General features: G+C 39.5%; 14 protein-coding genes and 1 tRNA gene. 10 read left to right on the forward strand and 5 right to left on the reverse strand.

Annotated features, from left to right (window positions below; genetic code table 11):
• The first annotated feature begins 104 nt into the window (after positions 1-104).
• From CL667_13950 to CL667_13975, 6 genes are all read left to right on the forward strand, one after another.
• Positions 105-177, forward strand: a tRNA-Met gene (locus CL667_13950).
• Between the two features lie 413 nt (positions 178-590).
• Positions 591-2,756, forward strand: a complete 2,166-nt coding sequence (locus tag CL667_13955) for a hypothetical protein (GenBank protein ID MAL18802.1) — start codon at positions 591-593, stop codon at positions 2,754-2,756.
• Between the two features lie 219 nt (positions 2,757-2,975).
• Positions 2,976-6,056, forward strand: coding sequence for a hypothetical protein (locus CL667_13960; GenBank protein MAL18803.1), 3,081 nt, complete (start codon positions 2,976-2,978; stop codon positions 6,054-6,056).
• Between the two features lie 24 nt (positions 6,057-6,080).
• Positions 6,081-7,586, forward strand: coding sequence for a hypothetical protein (locus tag CL667_13965; GenBank protein ID MAL18804.1), 1,506 nt, complete (start codon positions 6,081-6,083; stop codon positions 7,584-7,586).
• Positions 7,587-7,626: 40 nt separating this feature from the next.
• Positions 7,627-8,058: a hypothetical protein gene (locus CL667_13970; protein ID MAL18805.1), complete on the forward strand. Its 432-nt coding sequence runs from the start codon at positions 7,627-7,629 to the stop codon at positions 8,056-8,058.
• Between the two features lie 42 nt (positions 8,059-8,100).
• Positions 8,101-8,820, forward strand: a complete 720-nt coding sequence (locus tag CL667_13975; GenBank protein ID MAL18806.1) for a hypothetical protein — start codon at positions 8,101-8,103, stop codon at positions 8,818-8,820.
• Positions 8,821-8,929: 109 nt separating this feature from the next.
• Here CL667_13975 and CL667_13980 read toward each other — a convergent pair whose 3' ends face one another.
• The 4 genes from CL667_13980 to CL667_13995 all read right to left on the reverse strand — a co-directional run bounded on the left by CL667_13980 (position 8,930) and on the right by CL667_13995 (position 13,356).
• On the reverse strand, positions 8,930-9,601 hold the full coding sequence (locus tag CL667_13980; GenBank protein MAL18807.1) for a hypothetical protein: 672 nt from the start codon (positions 9,599-9,601) through the stop codon (positions 8,930-8,932).
• A gap of 125 nt (positions 9,602-9,726) precedes the next feature.
• Positions 9,727-10,431 (reverse strand): hypothetical protein, encoded by a 705-nt coding sequence (locus tag CL667_13985; GenBank protein ID MAL18808.1) that lies wholly within the window; start codon positions 10,429-10,431, stop codon positions 9,727-9,729.
• Positions 10,432-10,529: 98 nt separating this feature from the next.
• Positions 10,530-11,957 carry a GWxTD domain-containing protein gene (locus tag CL667_13990; protein MAL18809.1) on the reverse strand — a complete coding sequence of 476 codons (1,428 nt, stop codon included), beginning with the start codon at positions 11,955-11,957 and terminating at the stop codon, positions 10,530-10,532.
• A 49-nt stretch (positions 11,958-12,006) separates the two neighbouring features.
• Positions 12,007-13,356 (reverse strand): GWxTD domain-containing protein, encoded by a 1,350-nt coding sequence (locus CL667_13995; protein MAL18810.1) that lies wholly within the window; start codon positions 13,354-13,356, stop codon positions 12,007-12,009.
• Between the two features lie 454 nt (positions 13,357-13,810).
• Here CL667_13995 and pyk point away from each other — a divergent pair, with 454 nt between their 5' ends.
• Both pyk and CL667_14005 read left to right on the forward strand, forming a co-directional pair.
• Entirely contained in the window at positions 13,811-15,244 is a 1,434-nt protein-coding gene (gene pyk / locus CL667_14000) for a pyruvate kinase (protein MAL18811.1), read from the forward strand.
• A gap of 23 nt (positions 15,245-15,267) precedes the next feature.
• On the forward strand, positions 15,268-18,000 hold the full coding sequence (locus CL667_14005; GenBank protein ID MAL18812.1) for a hypothetical protein: 2,733 nt from the start codon (positions 15,268-15,270) through the stop codon (positions 17,998-18,000).
• A gap of 1 nt (position 18,001) precedes the next feature.
• On the opposite strand, the gene CL667_14010 is transcribed toward CL667_14005, so the two are convergent.
• The gene (locus CL667_14010) at positions 18,002-19,033 is read right to left on the reverse strand and encodes a dihydroorotate dehydrogenase (quinone) (GenBank protein MAL18813.1); all 1,032 of its coding nucleotides are present in this window, start codon (positions 19,031-19,033) and stop codon (positions 18,002-18,004) included.
• A gap of 68 nt (positions 19,034-19,101) precedes the next feature.
• On the opposite strand from CL667_14010, the gene CL667_14015 reads away from it, so the two are divergent.
• On the forward strand, positions 19,102-20,358 hold the full coding sequence (locus CL667_14015; GenBank protein ID MAL18814.1) for a hypothetical protein: 1,257 nt from the start codon (positions 19,102-19,104) through the stop codon (positions 20,356-20,358).
• An 85-nt stretch (positions 20,359-20,443) separates the two neighbouring features.
• Positions 20,444-21,931 (forward strand): magnesium chelatase, encoded by a 1,488-nt coding sequence (locus CL667_14020; GenBank protein ID MAL18815.1) that lies wholly within the window; start codon positions 20,444-20,446, stop codon positions 21,929-21,931.
• Positions 21,932-21,996 lie beyond the last annotated feature (65 nt).

Below are 21,996 nucleotides of genomic sequence, written 5' to 3' on the forward strand. Positions count from 1 at the left end.
TGTTTTCTTTGAAACTACTAAATCATTAGCTGAAAGATTAATGAGAAATCGAAAAAATAGCTTGATATCGGTATGATATTAGTTGTATATTTGTGTCTCCACATCGCGGGGTGGAGCAGCTGGTAGCTCGTCGGGCTCATAACCCGAAGGTCACAGGTTCGAATCCTGTCCCCGCCACTTTAAAAGCCTTCTGATTAACTTCAGAAGGCTTTTTTTATTTCTTACCCTATCCACTCAAAGATCCCGCTCCTGCCAAATTTTTCAAATTACAAGAAATTCTATGCTCAAAAAAAGTTATCAGGGCAGGTTTGAGGGGGGAAGTGTTTGTTTGAAGGTGATATTGTGAATGTTCAGCCACAAAAAAATGGTTCTTTATAGAACTTGAGTAACTTAAGAAAAGCTCCGAAATACACTTCCTATATTCAGCTTAAGGACTTCTTTTTTACAATTATGCAGGTATTATGATGCCTAATAACAAAGAAAGAAATTCAAAAAGTGAATTTAATATTCTTTGAAATGGATAGAAGTTGATTATTTTAAATAGTGGTTTTGGACAGTAAACATGATTTTAGAAGCAAAGCACTGATTCCATGCTAAAAAATACATTCATCATATCATTACTCCTTCTTTTAAACCCGTTTTTAGCTCAAGGTTTGAACGAAAAAGTAAATCTGGAAAGCTTATCTGTAAATTTTCAGTCTTCTCTTTCAGATCAAAATAGCATGTTGGCGTCTAATGATGGCCCTGAAAGCACAAAGCTAAACCAATCTGCTGTTGATTCTGCCAAACAATTGATCAGCAAAATAGAATTGTGGCAAGAACCCGATTTTACTTTAAGCCAGCAGCTTATTGAAATAGTAACCAGAAACAAGCTAAAGGATTACTATGAGGAGGCCAGTAAGAGCTATTTTTCGGGTCTTTCCGGCAACTTTTTTGATACAGAAATAAAAGAAAGCCTTTACAAAGAGCTGGCTTACCTTGAACCCATCATTGGGGCAAAAGAAAGGAAAAAATTAGATGAGCTAGTAAGCAATTCAGATCCGGAGATATTTAGGTATCTAACTCAATTTTGGGAAAATAAAAGCCTGTCCCCCTCTGATGACTATAATGAACGTCTTTTGGAACATTGGGAGAGGGTTAACTATGTGTCAGAGAATTTCAACACAAACCAAAGAGAAAAATTTGATGACAGAGGGGAGATTTATCTTCGTTTCGGTGACCCAGTAAAGAAAAGAAACGGTTATCTAATGTATAACCCTGCCTTTGCTTCATTCATATTATCAACCAGGATGCAGGATGGGAGAGGGGGTGAATCTAGCCCGGTTGAAAGTTCCAACAATACCACTTCCTACCTTAATACTTTATATAGAGTAAGAGAGTATCACCAATATCCGGCATATGAAATTTGGTTGTACGAAGATTTGTCTACCAGCGAAGATCGGGTCATTTATTTGTTTGGGAATAATTTTGGCGGACAAGAAATGGAGTTGAAAAGGTCAGTAGATGACTTTATTCCTTCAGCAGCCTACAGCATGACTAATAGAAATATTGCAGGAAATATGTCCATTGGTCAATCGATATCGGGAGGGGCAGGCGGCTCCGATGATAATTCGAATTCTGAAGAAAGTAGAGAAAGAGAACGTACATCGTTGGCTTTTGAGTCGAATCAGGATGTAGGGCAGTCTGAGGTAGTTTCGCCGGCCGTTGTGCTTCAACTTATGTATTACCGCCAACTTGCAAGTTTAGATATCTTTTTTAGTAGTCAATACGATCAGATGATGAATCGGTATATGGATGTTTCAACTCCGATGTCAAGATCTTTAGCACGCCAGTTTCAGCAGACAAACACTGCTAAATTATTAACAATACAAGCGAAAGCTCCTGAAGAAAACTCCAGCAACAGCAATTTCATATATGATCTGGCACCGGATGCGTATAGCTATCAGTTCTACGATTCGGATAATAACCCATATTATAGGGTCTATTTTACTGGGAAGTCAGAAGAGGCCATTACATTTGATGGTCTTAAAAAGGGTAGTGGGCTTGGCAGTATCAGCCCCTCCAATTATGAGCTCATCCATACGGTACGATCAATGACTGGTGAAATTGATATAAGCCACAGTGTTACTAAAGAATCGGAGATAGCAGAACTTCAATCCGAAAATACATTCTCCAATTATATTGATGTACCCACTACTTTAGCTGATAATACTATTAAGGTCTATTCGGAACTTCACAGGAAATTGGGTGAGGAAGAAACGAATATAGATCAAAACTCTACACTCAAAACGTCCTTGGTTGGGGCGGGTTCTTCAAAAGTGGACATTGAGCCTACTGAGGCAAAGGAAGATTTATTTTCATCTGACATTATTGTGGGCTATCATAGGGGTGGAGATGAATCATTTACTGATTTCCTTGTAAGCCACGATAGAATTATCCCCAGAGGAAAAAATTTGATAATTTATTATGAAGCTTATAACATACCACTCGATACCGATGGCTACTATCGGTATAACTTAACAAGCAAAATAAGTAAGGACAGAAATTTTCTAGGAAAATTATTCCAATTCAGGAAGGATAACGAAAATTCAATCACAATAAACAATGCCAGTGAAAGCTCAAGATTTACACAATTGCTTGAAATTCAATCTGCGGAATTTGTTGAAGGTGAATATATTCTGGAAATAGAGTTATCCAATCCGAACTCTGAAGAAGTGTTACACAGAAAAGAAATTAAACTGACAATTGAACAGTAATTAGGTTGGCTGCAAAAAAAATCTTTATCGTTGGAAAGGCTTTTAAATTAAGTATTACAACACTAACTCTTAAGTGTTATAGAATTATTAATTGACTGTTTTATTTGTGACAATTTTTTCATTATTTGATGACTTCAATATGTGAAGACATTTTTGAGGCTTAAATAGTGTTAAATCAAAATACCAATAACAAAACCATAAACTAATCTGAGGTTACGTATGTATAAAAAGTTACTAACCGTATTAAGTATGGTCCTCTTGACATCATCATTAGCATTTGCTCAGACAGGTGCTCTTGAAGGACAAGTAACGGACGCCGAAACCGGCGAAACGTTAGTTGGGGCCAATGTAATTATAACTGAACTGACACGAGGTACTCCGAGTGACGTTAACGGAAACTATCGTATCACTAACATACCTGAAGGAACATATACTGTTACTGTAACATATGTGGGATTCCAGGATTTCGAAGAAACTGTAGAAATCAATGCCGGACAAACAACCGTGCTTGATATCGCTCTTGCAGCAGGTGCAGTTGGCTTGGACGAATTGGTTGTATCGGGTTATGCCGTACAAACAAAGCGTGAGCTAACAGGGTCTATTTCAAGTATCAGTGCTTCTGAGCTTGAAGATGTATCTCTTCAAAGTACAGAAGGACTTCTGCAGGGTCGTGCTGCTGGTGTAAACGTAACCACTACATCTGGTAACCCGGGTGGAGCTTTCCGCGTAAATATTCGTGGTAATGGTTCTGTTAACGCCGCTACTCAGCCTCTTTACATCATTGATGGTGTACAGATTTCATTCTCACAGCAATCTTCTCAAGCTAGTACTTCTGCATTGAATGCATTGAATCCTAGCGATATTGAGTCTATTGAAGTACTTAAAGATGCGGCTTCTGCTGCTATCTATGGTGCTCAGGCTGCTGCCGGTGTAGTAATTATTACTACAAAAGGTGGACGTCGTGGTGCTACTAGCGTTACAGCACGTGCTGAGACGGGTGTTCGTACGCTTGCAAGAAACGTAGACTACATTACTTCGGATCAATACGTGCGTTACCTTGCTGAAGGTGGTGCCCTTAATGACCGAACAAATGGAATTGATCAGGTTGTAGACAGTGATATCTCTGCTTACGAAACAGCTGAGAAAAACTTCCTTCTTGGTTTCTTTGGTGAAGATCCAGACCGTCCAGGTGAGCTTGCTAATACTGACTGGCAGGATTTCATCTTTGCTGATGGTGTAACTCAAAAATATTCTGTTTCCGCTTCTGGTGGTGACGAAGCAACAACATTCTACCTTTCTGGTGGATACGAAGACACTGAAGGTACTGCCTTCAATAGTGACTTTACTCGTTTGAACCTGAGAACAAACATTGATCACTCTATTACTGATCGATTCAGAACTTCTTTAAGAGCGAACTTATCTCGTTCTACTCAAACTGGTGTATGTCAGGATGGTAACTTTATTAACTGTCCTCCATCACAGGCTATGTTTGAAGCTCCAATGAGTTTCCCATATTTAGCTAACGGTGATTACAACCCACAAACTCGTTTTGGACTTGCTAATAACCCGGCTGTTCAAAAGAACGAAGTAGATCGTGTTAACGAAGTAATCCAGATCATTACAAACTTGAACTTAACCTACCGTGCTAACGACTGGTTAACATTCAATGGTTTAGTTGGTGTTGATTACCGAAATACACAGGATGAGCAATACCGATCAGCTATCGCATCTGCTGCTACTGGTGGTTTTGTATTCTTTGCGAACAGAAACGTGAAAAACTTCAACACCAACGTGGTTGCAAACATGCGCCAAACGTTTGATGGTGTTCATAACCTTTCTGGTCTTGTTGGTACTGAGTATCGACGTGACTACTCTGAAAGTTATCTAGTTCAAGGTGATGGCCTTCCGGGACCGTTCTTTAACACCCTTGGTGTTACAGCAACTCCTACTACTGCAACCGGTGCTTCCACCGAATGGAGACTAGGTAGTTACTTTGCCAATGCGAAGTACAACTATGATGAGAAATACTACCTTGCTGTAGTAGCCCGATATGACGGTCACTCTCGTTTTGGTAATGAAACCCGCTGGGGATTCTTCCCATCTGTTTCTGGTGCATGGCGTATTTCTGAGGAAGACTTCCTCGATATTGATGCGTTAGACGAATTAAAACTTCGTGCCGGATACGGAACAACAGGTAACTCTGCGATTGGTAACTTTGCCGCTCGTGGTCTATTCAGTGCTGCTGGTTCTTACCAGGGTGCTACTGGTCTTCGTCCAGCTCAGCTAGCGAATGCTAACTTAGGTTGGGAAGAAGCACGTGAAATTAATGTTGGACTTGACTACGAACTCTTCGAAGGTCGTATCTCTGGTTCTATTGACGCGTACCAAAAAGATAACTCTGAACTGCTTTTCAATCGCCCATTACCTGGTGATAGTGGATACGGAAGTATTACTGAAAACATCGGTAAAGTGAGAAATACTGGTCTTGAGTTTGAAATCAACACTGTAAACGTTTCAAGCGGAGACTTCATCTGGAGTTCAAGATTTAACGTTGCCTTTACTGACAACGAAATCCTTGAGTTACCTAATGGAGACCCAATTGGTGAAGATAACTCATTGACAAGCTTGATTGAAGGCCAGCCAATTGGTCAGATCAAAGCGATTCGTTGGGCTGGTGTAAACCCTGCTGACGGACGTCCTATGTGGTATGACGGTGATGGTGAATTAACATTCACTCCTACTTTTGCTGATGACGCTGTGAATTATAAAGATGGTGTTGCTAATACCGTTGGTGGTTTTGGAAACACAATCAGCTTCAAAGGATTAACTCTTGACGCGTTCTTCCAGTACAGCTTTGGCCAGTGGGCATTCTCTCAAACGGATTATTACTTCACAAGAAGTCCTGATTTCCTAATGCAGTTGAATGAAGAAGTACTTGACCGATGGAAGCAACCAGGTGATGTTACTTATTACCCGCGTGCTATGAACATTGGTGGACAGGATTATGCTGGTACCAGTAACTACCGTACTACTTTCAGTACACAAGGTATTTACAACACAGGCTATATTCGCTTAAAGAACGTTTCTTTGAGCTACAACCTGCCTGACAGAGTAACTCAGCAGCTTGGATTAGCAAATGTTCGTTTATTTGCTTCCGGTGTGAACTTACTTACATGGACCGCATGGCCATGGTACGATCCTGAAGTAGCTGGAAATATCAATGATATTTACAACAACTCTACTGCTGCTTCTTACCCAACAGAGCGACAAGTTAACGCTGGTATAGAAATCCAGTTTTAATCCAAAACGAAATTAGATAACACAATGAAAAAACTTAAACTTTCGAAATACGTTATTGTCGCCACGCTTTTTGTAGCAATGCTGGGCTGCGACAGTATATTAGAGAACGTGGAGCCGTCTAATGCGGTATCCGGAGAAGTTGTTTTGACAACGGAGAACGGAGTTAACGCATTACGCGCTTCCATGTACGCAAAAGTCTATCAAAGCTTCTCATTTACTACAGATTACTTTGTAGGACCGAGCGCTTTTAGTGACGAAACACGCAACAGACCTGGTTCATCCAGGTACCAAGCATATAACAATGCTGAAGGTACTTTCGGAACTACCCATATGGGTAACTGGGGTGCTGGATATGACCTGATTCAAGATGCTAACCTTATTATAGGCGCTGTTGAAGATGGTGTATTACCTGCTGCTACTCTTGCACAGTACAGAGCAGAAGCTCTGGCACTGCGCGCCTTTGCTTACCACAACATGGTACGCGTATATGGCTACGAGCCAGGTAACTTCGGTCAAGGACCAGAAGCAAACTGGAATGCAGGTGTAATCATCCGTAACGAACCAGTGATTGATGTAAGTGATGCTGATTTCCGACCACGTAGTACGGTTGGCGATGTGTATACAGCGATTCTTGCTGACCTGAATGAGGCGGAAACCTTATTCACTGCTAATGGAGACGGTGGTAGCAATACCTACGTTACTCTCGCATTCGTACATGGAATGCAAGCACGAGCTAACCTTTATGCCGGTAACTGGCAAGCTGCAGCAGATGCTGCACAGGATGCTATTGATGAATTTGGTGGTACGCTATCAAATACTCAGGATGCTGTAACAGGAATGTTTAATGAAACTTCTACAGGTGGAAACCACCCGGAAGCATTATTCAAACTGGTTATTAATCCTAATACAGAAGGTATCGCTGGTGGTTCCGGTAATAACGGTCCTGCTACCTATACTTCTGATGGATTCATGGCTCAGCTTCCAACACAATTCGTGATTGACCAGTATCGTGCTGGTGATTTCCGTCTAGGTTGGTACCAGCCATGTGCAGACGTTCAAAAGAACCCGCTAACACAGCCAACAAACTGTGACGCTGTGAACACAGCTGGTTTATCCAGTGTGAAGTGGTCTGGTGATAAACTGCAATCTGTTGATGACTTACCAATGATGAGGCTTGCAGAAATGTACCTTATCCGTGCTGAAGGCCTTGCTAAGGCAAGCAACAATGCAGCTGCAGGATCTCCTGCACTTCAGGCACTGCTTGACGCCCGTAACGGTGGAACTGTTCCGGCTGCAGCCCTCACAAGTGTTGATGCATTTGAAGACGAAATCTTGATTGAGCGGATTAGAGAACTGGCTATTGAAGGCCACCGATTCTATGATCTCAAGCGATTGGGACGTGCGATCACAAATCCTGACGGATCTACGAAGATGCGTGCTGATTCTTACCGAATCCTTGCACCTCTGGGTTCCGGACTCCTTAACGTAAATGAATTACTCGTTGAGAATCCTGAGTACGAAGATAACTAGGATATACAGGAATCAATCTCTAATCTAAAAATATCATACAATGAAGATTAAACTTTTAATAGCAATTATGATTCCACTTTTGTTTGTAGGATGCGACAGCATCTTCGACAAAGGTGATGCCGAGAAAACCTTTAATGGTGCTCAAATTGGATTCTTCCTAACAGGTGCTGAAGTGAATCAAGCTTCTGGTACTTACAATGTTGAAGTTCAATTAATTGGCGAGCAACGTAACTCTGATGTAACGGTTGCCTTCTCTACAGGTGGCAGCGCAGTATCAGGAACACATTACACAATTAGTGGTAGTTCAGTAACTATACCTGCAGGCTCAAGTACTGCGGATATAACAGTTAACTTGATTGACGGTGGCCTGGCTGCCGGCGGTGAAGTTGATCTGGTACTTACTATTACCGATGGTAGTGGCGTTAAGGTTGCTCCAAACCTCGATGAATTCCAAATATTTATTCAAGGTTAATTAAAACCTTGCTTATATTTAAGGCCGTATCCCGAAAGGGATATGGCCTTTTTTAATATCATTAAATACCTAAATATGTCAGCAATAAAACCATTTTCTATTTTCATCATTTTCGCCTCTTTATTCATATCAGGTTGCCTGACTACCTCTGCCAGTGATGATGAAAAACGAGTATCATTATTTTTTGAAGTAAATGGACTTGACCGTAATGTAGAATCCACTAATAACAGTGATAGTGTTTCTGTTAGCGAATTCAAATTCGCGTTGAACCAGTTCAACCTATATGCTGCCGATGGATTAATACTAGAAAGCTCTGATAACATCAATGCCTTTATATTCGGAATAAAAAGTACGAGCAGAGAACAGGTATTAGTTATAGATGTAGGACTTGGATTTTCAGATGTAACAGACTTTAACGGATATGAAATGTTCCTAGCACCTATAGAAGAAAGAGAGGGTATACTTGATAACGATTTTTTTGGAGATGAAACCAATTATTCTATTGTAATTACAGGACTATATAATGGTCAGGACTTTATATTTAAGTCTTCTGCCAACTTTAACAGAAGATTTGAAACCGAAGTACAGCTAACGAAAACAGCCGAGACACTCGTTATTATCAAATCAGTGGATGTTGAGGACGTTTTTAGAGGAGATGATGGCAATCTATTAGATCCCAGAGATCAAGAAAACAGTGCAGCTATCGTGGAAAATATAAGAGAAAATCTTTACATCCAGGGCTACGCATCAAATCAGCTCTAATAGAGGGCTTATTGGCTGATCTGATCTTTTATTGCCCAGATTCTAGAAGGAGAAAGCTAAAGTAATAAAGTAGGAGCATTACAGGAGAAAAATCTCCTGTAATTTTTAATTATGTATTCCTTGATGGGAAAGGGCTCTTACGAATTATCTTATTAATGGCTTTATCAATAAGCGATGAATATATCGGGCCGGGGTTTTGAGCATCAAAGATATCGTCTGAATCAACGCTTCCCCAGGCAATCGCATCTTTTATTTCATTATCCCAGATGATGTACTTGGTTTCGAAGTTCAGTTTGGTCTCTACTTTAGTTTCATGGCCAGCATATCCGCCTCCACCGCTTTCAATTTGAGTAAACTCAAAATTGAATTGGTCAAAAATAACAACGAAACGAGTTTCAAGATCTTCACCTTGAACAAGTGCACCTTTACTTGGGGCAACCATCTCTAACTGCGTAGATTTATTCAACTCAAATACTCTTTGCTCCATTGGGAGTTGTTGTACAAGGGACTTATCCAATGTTCCAGCAATAGATGCATTAGTATTTTTTGCTAAAAGACGTTCGAGAGATTGGTCGAAGATTTTTCTTTCATCCGGTCTTAAAGCCCCAAAAATATAGTCGGGAAACTCGTCGTACAGATAATTGAGTTCAATAGTTAAAACCGATATACGGCCTTCTAAGCTTTTGTTGTTGTAGTCTGAGACTAGATACTGAGTATTATTAGTAGAACAAGAAATTGAAAATAATAATAGAACAAGTAACGCGATGAGGTTCTTTAACATTGATAAATAGTTTTGGTCAGCCTTTCAAGACTGGTATAAATTAAAATGAGTATTTAACGCTTGAATCTACATTGGTTTAGCGTTAAATACTCATCTCTTTACAACGTTTTAAAAAAGAAATACTATTAAGAGTTTTGTTGATTATAATAATTGATAAGTGCAGCAACATGATCAACATTGTTCATGTCTAAATTTTTCTGGTTGATATAACTTTTTAGAGCTTTAGAGTTATCAAGTTCTCGCAGAATGAATCTCTCTTTTAGTCGTCTTAGTTTAGAAGTTTCTCCATCGTTGTAGATGTAATAGACCTCGTCATCAATATACTCTTCTGTTTCAGTTGCCGTTCCGTAAGATGGCATATTCTCCTGGAGGCTAACTTCGTGTTTAATAAGTAAAGAAGCTTTTCCTGTTCCATATACTTCAACAAACTCATCTGAATCAAGTCCTTTAGCAGAATATCCTTTTTTAAAGATTCTTATTTTATCCATGTCATAAAATTCAAAAGAAGTAACTCTTCCGGATTCTATTGCCATTATTCTGTCATTGTCCTGATACTCTAATCGGTCTTCATAAACATTTAAATTCATGTATAAGACATCAGTCTTGGAGCCATTAGTAAGAGTTATCGTACCCTGTATGTATCGATCAAAGATATAAGGATTGCCAATCGTTTCAGTATTGGTTTTTTTCGGAACCACACTGCTGGTGGCTAGGTCGTTTAGGGAATTACGATCAATTTCGCCTTCGCCGCTTTGTGCAACTGAGAAATTTGTCAGGAAAAGCGTCAATATAAATATCAGTGGTATGGTGGTAACTTTTTGGATAGACATAAAATTAAATTTTAATGTTTTGGAAGAGTTCGATAAGTAGTTAACTCATCCATTAAGGTATTATTATTAATTATTTTTTCCGCAATTTTATTTAGAGATCAATTTTGTCTGGTTAAAATGCTTCCAGATAACCATCTTTCTTTCTGTTTGTATTCAAGAGAATTTAAATAGATCGATCGGTCTAGAATAAAATTGTAAAAAGGATAGAATTTGTTTTTCATTTTTGGCTGCCTGAAAACAAAGTTTTTTTCAGGATCATCTAAGTTATAAGAATACGACCAAACCATCCTATCATTATATCTTACGAAATCCCAGGGTGGTCCAAAAAGAATATATACCATACCGGGATCCGTTTTCCAACCTTCCTCAAAATTGGAGAATTGTTTATTAGCTTCTTCAACTCTTTCATAAAACATAGAAATTACACTCTTCGCCGTACTTGAATTCCCGATGTTTGATAACCAGAATCGATCAATAGCACTCTTCAAAGAGTCTGGGTCACTAATCGAAGTTAGTTCCTCGAATTCTTTATCATTCATTAGATATTGTAGTGGAGCTGCTAAATCTTTAGGCTTTTTTAGAGAAGGATAGAACGCACTTTTAATTCCAAAATCTCTGGCTCTGATAATCTCCTCATTTCTATCAGATTTCGCTATTACTTCAAGTCTGTAATTACCTTCCTGTAAACCCTTAAAGTTGTTTTCAATAAGTATATTTCCCCTCACCTGCAGATTTCTTAAAGACGATTGAATCACCTCAAAATCATCGTACTCAATTCCCTGATATTGGATACTAGAGTTGGGATAGTTTTGATAACTCATTGGCCATGCTGCTGTTGAATCAGAATTAAATTTGATGAGACGGGATTCAACTTCCATGGGCCTTGAAGTTGGTTTCAATACTTGAAATACAAATTGTAACGAATCAAGTTGAGAAGGAATGTCATAGGTCGTTACCTGACTAAATTGACTGCCTTCCTCCGTAGAGCTTTTTGCTAATGTTCTAATCTGGGTGATTTCAGCTGTGTTATCCTCGACTTCAGGAATTTCGACTGTAGTTTCTCTGGTTGTATTGGCGCCTGATGCCAAATCAGTGATTGAAACCGTGACCTTGTATTCCTGAGGCTCAACATCAAACTGCCTCTCAAATCTAAAAACATTTTGATCGAACACAGCTCCCCGGTCATTTCTAATCAGTGTTTCGGTGAATTGTTGATTGGAAACAACAGTCTTTTTCCCGGACTCCGAATTTCTTTCAACCAAAACCTCAATATTAATAACTGCGGATATATCTTCATCCCTTTTTTTATAGATGAGGCTAGCATACACCACATCGCCGGTAACGAGTATCTGTGGAGTGTTCTGTTCATTGATAAAGCCCGAGGCAGCTAATCGTAGCTCTGGTTTTCCTGGCTCAAACTGAAACCCGGAACCCCTGTCAATATTTTCATAATAATTATTTGAACAGGCACCCGTCAGAAGCACAGCAAAAGTAAGAGTCAGTATGTGTGTAAAAGTGTTGTTCATGGTAAAGAATAAATCAACAAAGCACGGGTAATAGCTTTAGTGCTTTCATCTATAAATTATATGTAAGAATGCTTCCTGTACGCCAGCGCTGCTTTTGCTGATATTGAATATTATAGTAAAAAGAATTTCTACGAAGTAAATAATGATTAAAGGGGTAAAACTTTGACTTCATTTTTGGTTCTGTAAACGCGAAGTTTTTTTCAGGATCTTCTTGATTATAAGAATACGACCAATACAATTGATCAGAAAAGCGATCACTGTACCAAGGCGGTCCGAAAAGTATATAAATCATTCCGAGGTCGGTTTTCCAGCCTTCCTTGAAGTTAGAAAACTGTTTGTTTGCCTCCTCCACACGCTGATAGTAAAGTGAAATAACGTTCTTAGCAATATTTGAGTTTTGAACATTGGTAAGCCAAAACCGATCTATGGCCGCCTTCATTTTTTTAGGGTCCTTAATGTCCATCAGCTTGTCGTATTCTTTTTCATCCATTAAGTAAGCAAGTGGACGGGCTAATTCTTCAGCTGTTTTAAGTGAAGGGTAGTTTGGGCTTTTGATACTAAAGTCCCTTGCCCGATACAGCTCATCATCTTCCTCCATATTTGAAGTGACTTCAAGTCGGTAATTGCCTCTTTCCAAATCTGTAAAAACAAACTCTATAACAACACTTCCCGGTTGATTTAGACTTCTTGTGGAGCTCTGAATAACTTCAAATTTGCTATAGTCTATACCAAGGTAGGCAATGCTTGAAGGAGAATAGTCGTTGAAATGCATGGGACGTGCAATGGATGTGTCAGACCTAAATTTTAATAACCTCGATTCCAACTCTATAGGCTCATCCGGATTATTATTGGTAACCTGAAACACAAACTTAAGAGAATCCAGGCTGGAGGGGACATCATAAGTTGTTGCCTGATTAAATTGCGACTGTTCTTGATCTGTATTTTTTCCGAGTATTCTGATCTCAGTGATATGAGAAACATTTTCTTCAGGATTCGGTATCTCAGTTTCTGATGTTTGAGTAGTGCTTTTACCGGAAACCTGATCGGTTACTACGGTTCTGATTTCATAGTTGCCAGGCGGGACTTCAAACACTTCTTCAAAACGAAGCACGTTCTGGCTATTGATTATTGCCTCATCATCCTCGAGTACCTTCCTTTCAAATTCTCTTCGTTTAACTGTATTGTCCTCATCAGATGTATTTCTAATGATGATTTCTATTAACAGAGTAGCTTCTAAAACATCTTCATTTCGAGAATAAACCAGGCTGCCATAAACGATATTACCCGAAACAATGATAGTAGGAATATTTGACTCGTTAATCTGACCGGTGGTTGCAAGCCTCAACTCAGGGAAGCCCGGCTGATAGTTATAGCCTGCTCCCCGATCTACTTCATCAATATATTTATTGGAGCAGCCAAAGAGGAAAAAGCCGGCTATAATTAGAAATGATAGCGGTGACGGATATAAAAATTTTAAAACAGGTTTAGACATACACATCAAGAATTAAACCGAAATATGTGACTCTTTATAATGTAATTATACAGTGAGATAATAGTATAAATTGTAAATGATATCTCTATGCTAACCTAATTAGCGGAAACTTATTATTTATTCGATTCTACAGGAATTAAATATCTATTAACACTGATATTCTATCTTCTCTTTTTAAAAGATATTTAACGAATTATTAGTTCACATTTCAAAAATTGAGACCTAGATTCAAATTTATGGTTCTTTAATTCCATAAACCGCCGATTTTCATGAAATCATTTCACAATGATTGTAACATTTCACCTATCTTTGGCAACATATAAATAATATCTTACTCACTCATTTTAAATAATTACTCTATATGATATCTGCAAGGCGCCGAACGAAAATAGTATGCACTATAGGCCCAAGTTGTAATACTCAGGAAAAGCTTGAAGAGCTATTACTTCACGGAATGAATGTTGCCAGGGTTAACTTTTCTCACGGTTCGCATGAAGACCACGCGGAGGTTATCAAACATATCCGTACAGTCGCACATAAATATAAGTATAGCGTACCTGTTTTGATGGATTTGCAAGGTCCAAAAATTCGAGTTGGTAAGATGAAGGATGGCGGGCAGATGTTGGAAACGGGCTCAACCATCAAGATTACAGGTGATGATGTATTAGGAACCAGCGAATTGATTCCTATTGATTATAAAAACCTTTTGCATGAAGCAGAGGTTGGTAATACCATTCTTTTAGATGATGGGTTACTGGAGTTTAAAGTAACAGCCAAATATCCGGATTCGCTTGATGCGAAAGTAGTTGTTGGTGGAATGATGAAATCCAGAAAGGGTGTGAATTTGCCCAATGTGCGAATTTCAATTCCTTCCATGACAAAGAAAGATTTGAAGGATCTTGAGTTTGGTATTGAACAAGATGTTGACTTAATCGCTTTATCTTTTGTTCGTACCGCAAAAGATGTTCGGGATCTTATTTCAAGAGTAAGGGCGGCCGGGAGTCAGGCTGCAATTATTGCAAAAATTGAAAAGCCAGAAGCGCTGGAAGTAATTGATGAGATTATTGAAGAGGCTGATGGCATCATGGTAGCCAGAGGTGACTTAGGAATCGAAATTCCGACTGAACAAGTTCCTGTAGTCCAAAAAATGATTATTGAGAAATGCCGACTTGCTGGAAAGCCAGTAATTACGGCAACGCAGATGCTAGATTCCATGATTAACAATCCTCGCCCAACACGTGCAGAAAGTTCTGATGTTGCTAATGCCGTACTTGATGGTACAGATGCTGTCATGCTTTCGGGTGAAACTGCAGCAGGTAAATACCCAATGGAAGCTGTTAATGTAATGGATAGAATATGCCGCTCCATCGAGGAAAAACGTCCTCAGCTTTATAACAGTCTCGGATACCGTAAACCTGAGTGGAAGGAAAAACAAGTGATAGAATCTTTAGCTTACTCTTGCGTTACCATCGCGGATAATGTAGAAGCTAAAGCGATTAGTACCATCACACATTCCGGAAATACAGCCCGCAGAATTGCAAAATTTAGACCTAAAGTTCCTATTGTAGCATTTACGGAAAGCCAGAAAGTACGCCGACAGCTAAACTTGGTTTGGGGTGTATATTCTGTAAGGCTTGACGAACTCTTTGACACAGATAAGAGTGTTAAAATGATGGAAGATTATCTGCTGGACAATGGAATGGTAAAGTCTGGAGATCGTGTAATTGTAGCAACGGGAATGCCAATGGCTAAACGCGGACGTACAAACATGATTAAAGTTAGTACGATTGATTAAAGTATTGCCCTAAAGCAAACAGAATGACAATACGCCGACTTATTTTAAGTATCACCGCTTTGATTTTAATGACAGGTTGTAAAACCTCATTTCAATCAAACTGGAAAAATTTCAATGCTTATTATAACACGTATTACAACGCGAAGAAGAATTATAAGTCTGGTCTTCAAAAAAACCTGAACCAAAATCGGGAGTATAATCCGCTTCAGCCCATTCGTATTCATCCAAAACCGGTAAATGCCGGAGCCGGAGATTTCGATAAAGCTATTCAGAAAGGGGCGGATGTTCTTCGTAGATATGAAGACACCAAGTGGGTGGATGATGCCATCGGATTAATTGGTAAATCCTACTATTACCGTCAAGAATACTTTTCTGCTGATCAAAAGTTTAAAGAACTATTTGTTACCACAGAGAGTAAAGAGCTACAGCAAAACTCAATTCTGTGGCAGGGAAGAGTGCTCCTGGATATGGAACTACATAATGAAGGGATTGCTTTTCTATCCGAGCAGCTAACTCTGTTGGAAGGGGATTGGGTAAACAGATACAGAGCTGAAGTTTTGGCTCTGCTTGCCCAGCATCATGTAGAAATGGAGAATTGGCAGGTAGCAGCGAATACTCTGTCGGAGGCACTGCCTGATCTTGCCAAAAAAGAATATAGAGAACGCGGTTACTTTTTATTAGGACAAATATATGAGCGACTGGATAATACAGAAGCTGCTTTTGCTGCTTATAATCAGGTGCAGAATCACTATGTGGAATACCGAATTCAATATCTTGCACAAAGAAAGAGGGCTGAAGTAGCCAGAAACCTTGGCCGCAATGATGTAGCTTTCAATATTTTCAATAACATGGTTCGCGATGATAAGAACCTGGAATACAAAGCTGAATTAGACTTTGAGCTGGCACGAACAGAACACGAACGGGGCAACTATAAGCGGGCCGAGAAGCTTTACAATAATGTTCTTCACGATAACTTAAGGCAACCGGCTGCCGAAGTAGCTGCTCGTTCTTATAATGGTTTAGCAGAAATTTATCGCTTCCAGTATGATAATTTTGAAAAAGCAGCGGCTTATTATGACTCTGCTGCTCAAAAAAATGTACCGGCCGAAAAGCTGCCGGAAGATTTTGAAGCTAAAACTTTGGCTGAGTCATTCGGGAATTATGCCAGAATTAAATCGCAGATTGCTTTACAGGATAGCCTGATTAAGCTCGGTAAGTTATCACCGGAAGCTTTTGATTCTGTACTAACGGAATTGCGGGCTAAGAAATTAGCCGAGCTCGAGAAGATGAGAGAAGAGCAGCAACAGCAGCAAAACCAGCTGGTAAATGTAGACAGAAGTCAGAGTGAAGGGGATGCCACAACCAATTTGAGTAACGGGTTCCTGAATTCAAATAATCCGGTAGTCCAGCAAAATGTAAAGCAGCAGTTCTTTGCAATTTGGGGTGATCGTCCCCTTGTTGACAACTGGCGGGTGAGAACTATGATTGATTATTCAGCTGCTAATAATAATGCTGAGCAGTCAGAAAATGTTGCATCAGGCTCACAAAGAACACCACTCGAAAGTATTCAAATTGATTTATCCGGCATTCCATTTACTGAGGTTGAACAAGATTCAGTTCAGAAATTGATAGCTTCCTACGAGTATCAGTTGGGTAATTTATTTTTCTTGTCGCTTAATCTGCCGGATAGCGCAACGTACTACTTTAAGAAAGCGATCGTAAATCCCTCTGCAGAAAACGTAAATACAGTTTCTCTTTATTCACTTTCTGAACTCTATTCTATTCAGGAAAATGATGAAGAAGCTCGATTATACGCTCAACGGCTGATTAATGAGTACCCAAGGACTGAATACGCCAGAAGAGTTGCTGAAAAATATGACATGGACCTTCAAACAGATGATGCAGCTGATGAAGTAGATCCATTAAAAGTTTACAACAGGATTTCACAAACAGACTCTATAAGTACTGCTGAAAAAGCTAGACGCCTAAGCAGTTTTGCGATGAGTAATACAGAAGAGAAAATAGCACCTAAAGCTCAATATGAAGCTATACAGGCATACATGTCTGCCGGGAAGGAAGAACCGCTTTATCAAGAGATGATTGCTGAGTGGGTAGATGTGAACGAGAATTGGGACGAGAGGCTCAGCACCTTCCAGGCTAAACAAGATTCAGCTTTGGAAGCACTGGATGATTCTACCATCACGGAAGAACAACGAGAGGGCTTTCAGACACTCATAGATTCGACAATGGAAAAGCCCGATTTCAAGGACGTATTTCCTTATAAAGGTGGAATGTGGGATAGTGCCCGTGTAGCTGTTGATACGTTTTTGGTAGTGTTTAACAACTCTAATTTTCTTTCAAAAGTGAATAGAATCAAAAGAGAAATTGCATTGCCGAAAGAAGAAAAAGTTATGACTCCTGTTGAACAGCCTGAGATAGTGGCGGAAGAAGGTCCTAAGGAAGGATACATAAGCTGTGAAGAAATGCGCACAGAACTAACTATCAGGGGAGGTATGCAAGCTTTTCTTGGTCAAATAGGAGTCAACGAAGAGATTACGATAGATGAAATAAGATACCTCTTCAGAGTGAATCAGAGAGGAATTATAGATGAATATGAACTTCTGACAGAAGATGTTTCCAGTGGACTAGAAGATGCTTTCAATCAGGCTATAGAAACGAACCTGAATTTTGAGCCTATTCTGAATGATGGCCAAGCTGTGAAAGTTGAATGTGAACTAGTATTTCCGTTACAGTAACTTAAGCCCGATCCTTCAAAGCTTTTTTGATTCGACCTACAAGTCCTGGCCCTTCATAAACTAATCCGGTATAAATTTGAATTAGGTTTGCTCCGGCTTCCAGCTTATCAAATGCTGCCTGAGGGGAATCAATACCTCCAACACCAATAAGAGGCTTTTTGCCTTCTGTGATTTCACTTAGCCATTTAACTACCTGAGTACTTCTGTTTTGAATAGCTCGTCCGCTAAGCCCTCCATTTCCAATTTTATTTAATACCTCAGTCCCAGTTTTTAAATCATCTCTTATCGATGAAGTATTTGTAGCAACATATCCGGCTATCCCATAATCTTCACAGATATGCACCAATCTTTCAAGAGCTTCTTTGTCGATATCTACGGTGAATTTTACGAGTGAAGGAACCTTAACATTTTTTGGCTTGAGAGTAGCTAATAAATCTTCCAGAGCCTGAGGGTCTTCAAAAGTTTTGCCTTCTCCGGTATTTGGGCAAGAGATGTTGATAGTAATATAATCAGCAACGTCTTGGGCTTTTTCGTAGCTATGGAGGTAGTCTTGTAGTGCGTCGTTTCCATGAATAGAAGTATCGTTTGTTTTGGCGATATTAACACCAAGCGGGATATCGAGCGATAAATCAGAAAGGCGTTGGGTAATAGCATCAGCACCTTCGTTATTCAGTCCCATCCGGTTGATCAAAGAATGATCGTCAGGCAAACGAAAGGCACGGGGTTTAGGATTACCTTTGGAAGCTTTTGCAGTAATGCTTCCTATCTCAACAAATCCGAAACCAAGAGATTGCATGGCTTTAGGAGTAGTACCGTTTTTATCGAATCCGGCTGCTAAACCGATGGGGTTTGGAAACGTTAAACCCATTAATTCTTGCTCTAAACCTTCATCACTTTCTCCATAAATTGAAGAGGAAAGTTCCTGAAGCAGCTTAGAATTATTTGTTTTTGAAGCCATTGAAAGTGCCCATTCATGAGCGGTTTCGGCATCAGTTTTAAACAAAAACGGTCTGAGAAGATTTTGATAATTCATGGTGCCAATGATACGAAAAAACGTTCAAAAAGAGTGAAAGAACCCGTATACTCATTTCTCAAATTCCTATGAAAAAACAGACTGCAAATATATCGGGTTTAGTACGCACTCTTCGAAAAGAAGGAGATATAGTTCTGCTTGAATCGCAGATGAAGGGGCACCCATCAAGCAAAAAAAGCTATTTAGCGGCGCACCCTAAAGCATGGATTAAAGCCTCAGGAGACAGTATTGAAATATGGAATGAGGGGATGCATGAGATGAAAAAGGGAAATCCCTGGGATGCATTATCAGCATTCAGAAAAGAACATCAGGATTGGCTATTCGGGTACTTTGGCTACGATTTAAAGAATCATATTGAAGATCTTAAGTCTGAGAATAATATGCTTAATAGCGCACCGGATCTCTATTTCATAGTTCCGGAACTTGTTATTGAAATAGATGCTGATGAGCAACTCCGGGCTATAAAGGGAGAACTTCCAGAAAACCTGGACTCAGATACTTTAAGAAAAGATGTTTTTGTGAAACTGAAGAATCGGATATCAAAAACAAACTATATAGAGCTGGTAAATAAGGCCAAGTCTGATATTTATGAAGGAGAGTATTACGAGATAAATTTATCTCACCCTCTGCAATTTGATATAGAAGGAGATAGCTGGGACTTGTATCAAGCAATGAAAAAAGTTGGTCCGGTTCCGTTTGGCGGTTATGCCAACATCAGTGATATTGCTATTTGCTGCTCATCTCCGGAACGATTTTTAGCAAGGGAAGGGGATAGAATATGGTCTCAACCCATAAAAGGTACTGCATCGAGGAAAGGGGAAGCAGATTCATCTAAGGATATAGAGAAGCTTAAAGGTTCCGAGAAAGAGCGGGCTGAAAACCTGATGATTGTAGATTTAGTAAGAAACGATTTAGGGAGAGTTGCGCAAAGAAATAGCGTTCGTGTATCGAATTTATTTGAGGTGCAGAGTTTTGAGACGGTACATCAGATGGTCTCAACGGTTGAGGCTAAGATTGAAGAAAAGGTTGAAAGCATAGATATTATAAAGAACTGTTTTCCTATGGGTTCGATGACGGGAGCACCAAAGATTGCCGCAATGAAGTCCATTGAAAACTATGAAAATTACCGCCGTGGAATTTACTCCGGTGCTTTGGGATATATAAAACCAAACGGCGATTTTGACTTTAACGTGATTATCAGGACCGCAATTATTGAAGGGGATAAACTGATTTATCCGGTTGGAGGAGCTATAACAAGCGATTCTAACCCGGAAGATGAATGGGAAGAAACTCTGATCAAAGCGAAAGCAATCACAAATATTTAATGGAATTTCAAAAAGCCTGAATGAAGACTTTGTATTGAGGGTTATAGAAATGAATAGAAAAAACACATCACATCGAAGGAAAAGAATGAAGGCAAGTACACTTGGAGAGCTTAAAGAGAGTGGTTGGGAATCAATATCAGTAAAAGAGGAAATACGGAAGAACTTAATCCAAAAAATGCGGAGTGGAGAAGAACTCTTTCCCGGAATTCTTGGATACGATAAAACGGTACTTCCGCAAATTCAGCACGCATTACTCTCCCGGCACGATATGATTCTTCTTGGGCTGCGTGGTCAGGCAAAGACACGAATCCTCCGAATGCTTGTCAACTTTATGGATGAGTATATCCCTATTGTAAAAGGTTCTGAAATAAATGATGACCCATTCAATCCACTATCAAAGTTCGCGAAAGACCTGGTAGAAGAAAAAGGAGATGAAACTCCGGTGGAATGGCTTCATCGTTCGTTCAGATACGGGGAGAAATTAGCTACGCCCGACACAACTGTGGCCGACTTGATAGGTGATATTGATCCCATTAAGGCCGCAACGAAGAAATTGACACTTGCTGATCAAAATGTGATCAACTTTGGGCTTATTCCCCGCACAAACCGCGGAATATTTGTAATTAACGAATTGCCAGATCTTCAACCTAGAATTCAGGTTGCCCTGTTGAATATCATGCAGGAGCGTGATATTCAGATCCGCGGGTTCAATGTTCGAATTCCGCTTGATATCTCAATGGCATTTTCTGCTAATCCTGAAGATTATACAAACAGAGGGAACATTATCACACCTCTTAAGGATAGAATTGATTCACAGATTATCACTCATTATCCAAAAGAACTGGAGACCGGAGTAAATATAACCAGGCAGGAAGCGTGGCAAGAGCGGGAGACTGGAATTAAAATCAACATCCCTGAGCTTTACAGAGAAGTGATAGAAAAAGCAGCTTTCGAGGCCAGAGATTCTGAATATGTAGATCAAAAAAGTGGTGTTTCTACGCGAATGACGATTACTGCCCTGGAGCAAGTAGTTTCTTCAGCTGAGCGAAGAGCTATTCTCAATGATGAGAAGGAAACAAATATCAGAGTAGCTGATCTTTATCATATGGTACCCGCACTAACCGGGAAAATTGAGTTAGTTTATGAAGGAGAACAGGAAGGGGCAATTAGTGTTGCCAAACATATTTTAGGTAAAGCGATAAGCAAAATCTTTAAAGCACATTTTCCTGACCCACAGGCAAAATCAGAAGACCAGAAATCAAGCTATAAAGAAATTATGGATTGGTTTGCTGATGGCAATGAGATTAACATTTCTGATACTTTGCCTAACAAAGAATACGAGAAAGCTCTTAAAGGCGTAGATGGGTTAGCTAAGCTGGTTAAAGATCATGCTAAAGGTGTGGATAAATCTGAGCAGTTCATTTGGATGGACCTTGTTTTAGAAGCCTTACACCAAAATTCAATGTTAAGTAAACAGGATTTAGACGATCAGACATTGTACTCTGATATGCTCGGTTCTATGTTCTCTTCACTGGGAGAAATCGATGATGAAGGCTACGATGAATTTGAGTAATAAATACATTGAATTCAGTTTTTGTTAGCCTTATATTTAAAGCCTTTGCAAATTTCAAGCAAGTA

This window comes from Balneola sp., assembly GCA_002694685.1.
Lineage (GTDB): Bacteria > Bacteroidota > Rhodothermia > Balneolales > Balneolaceae > Gracilimonas.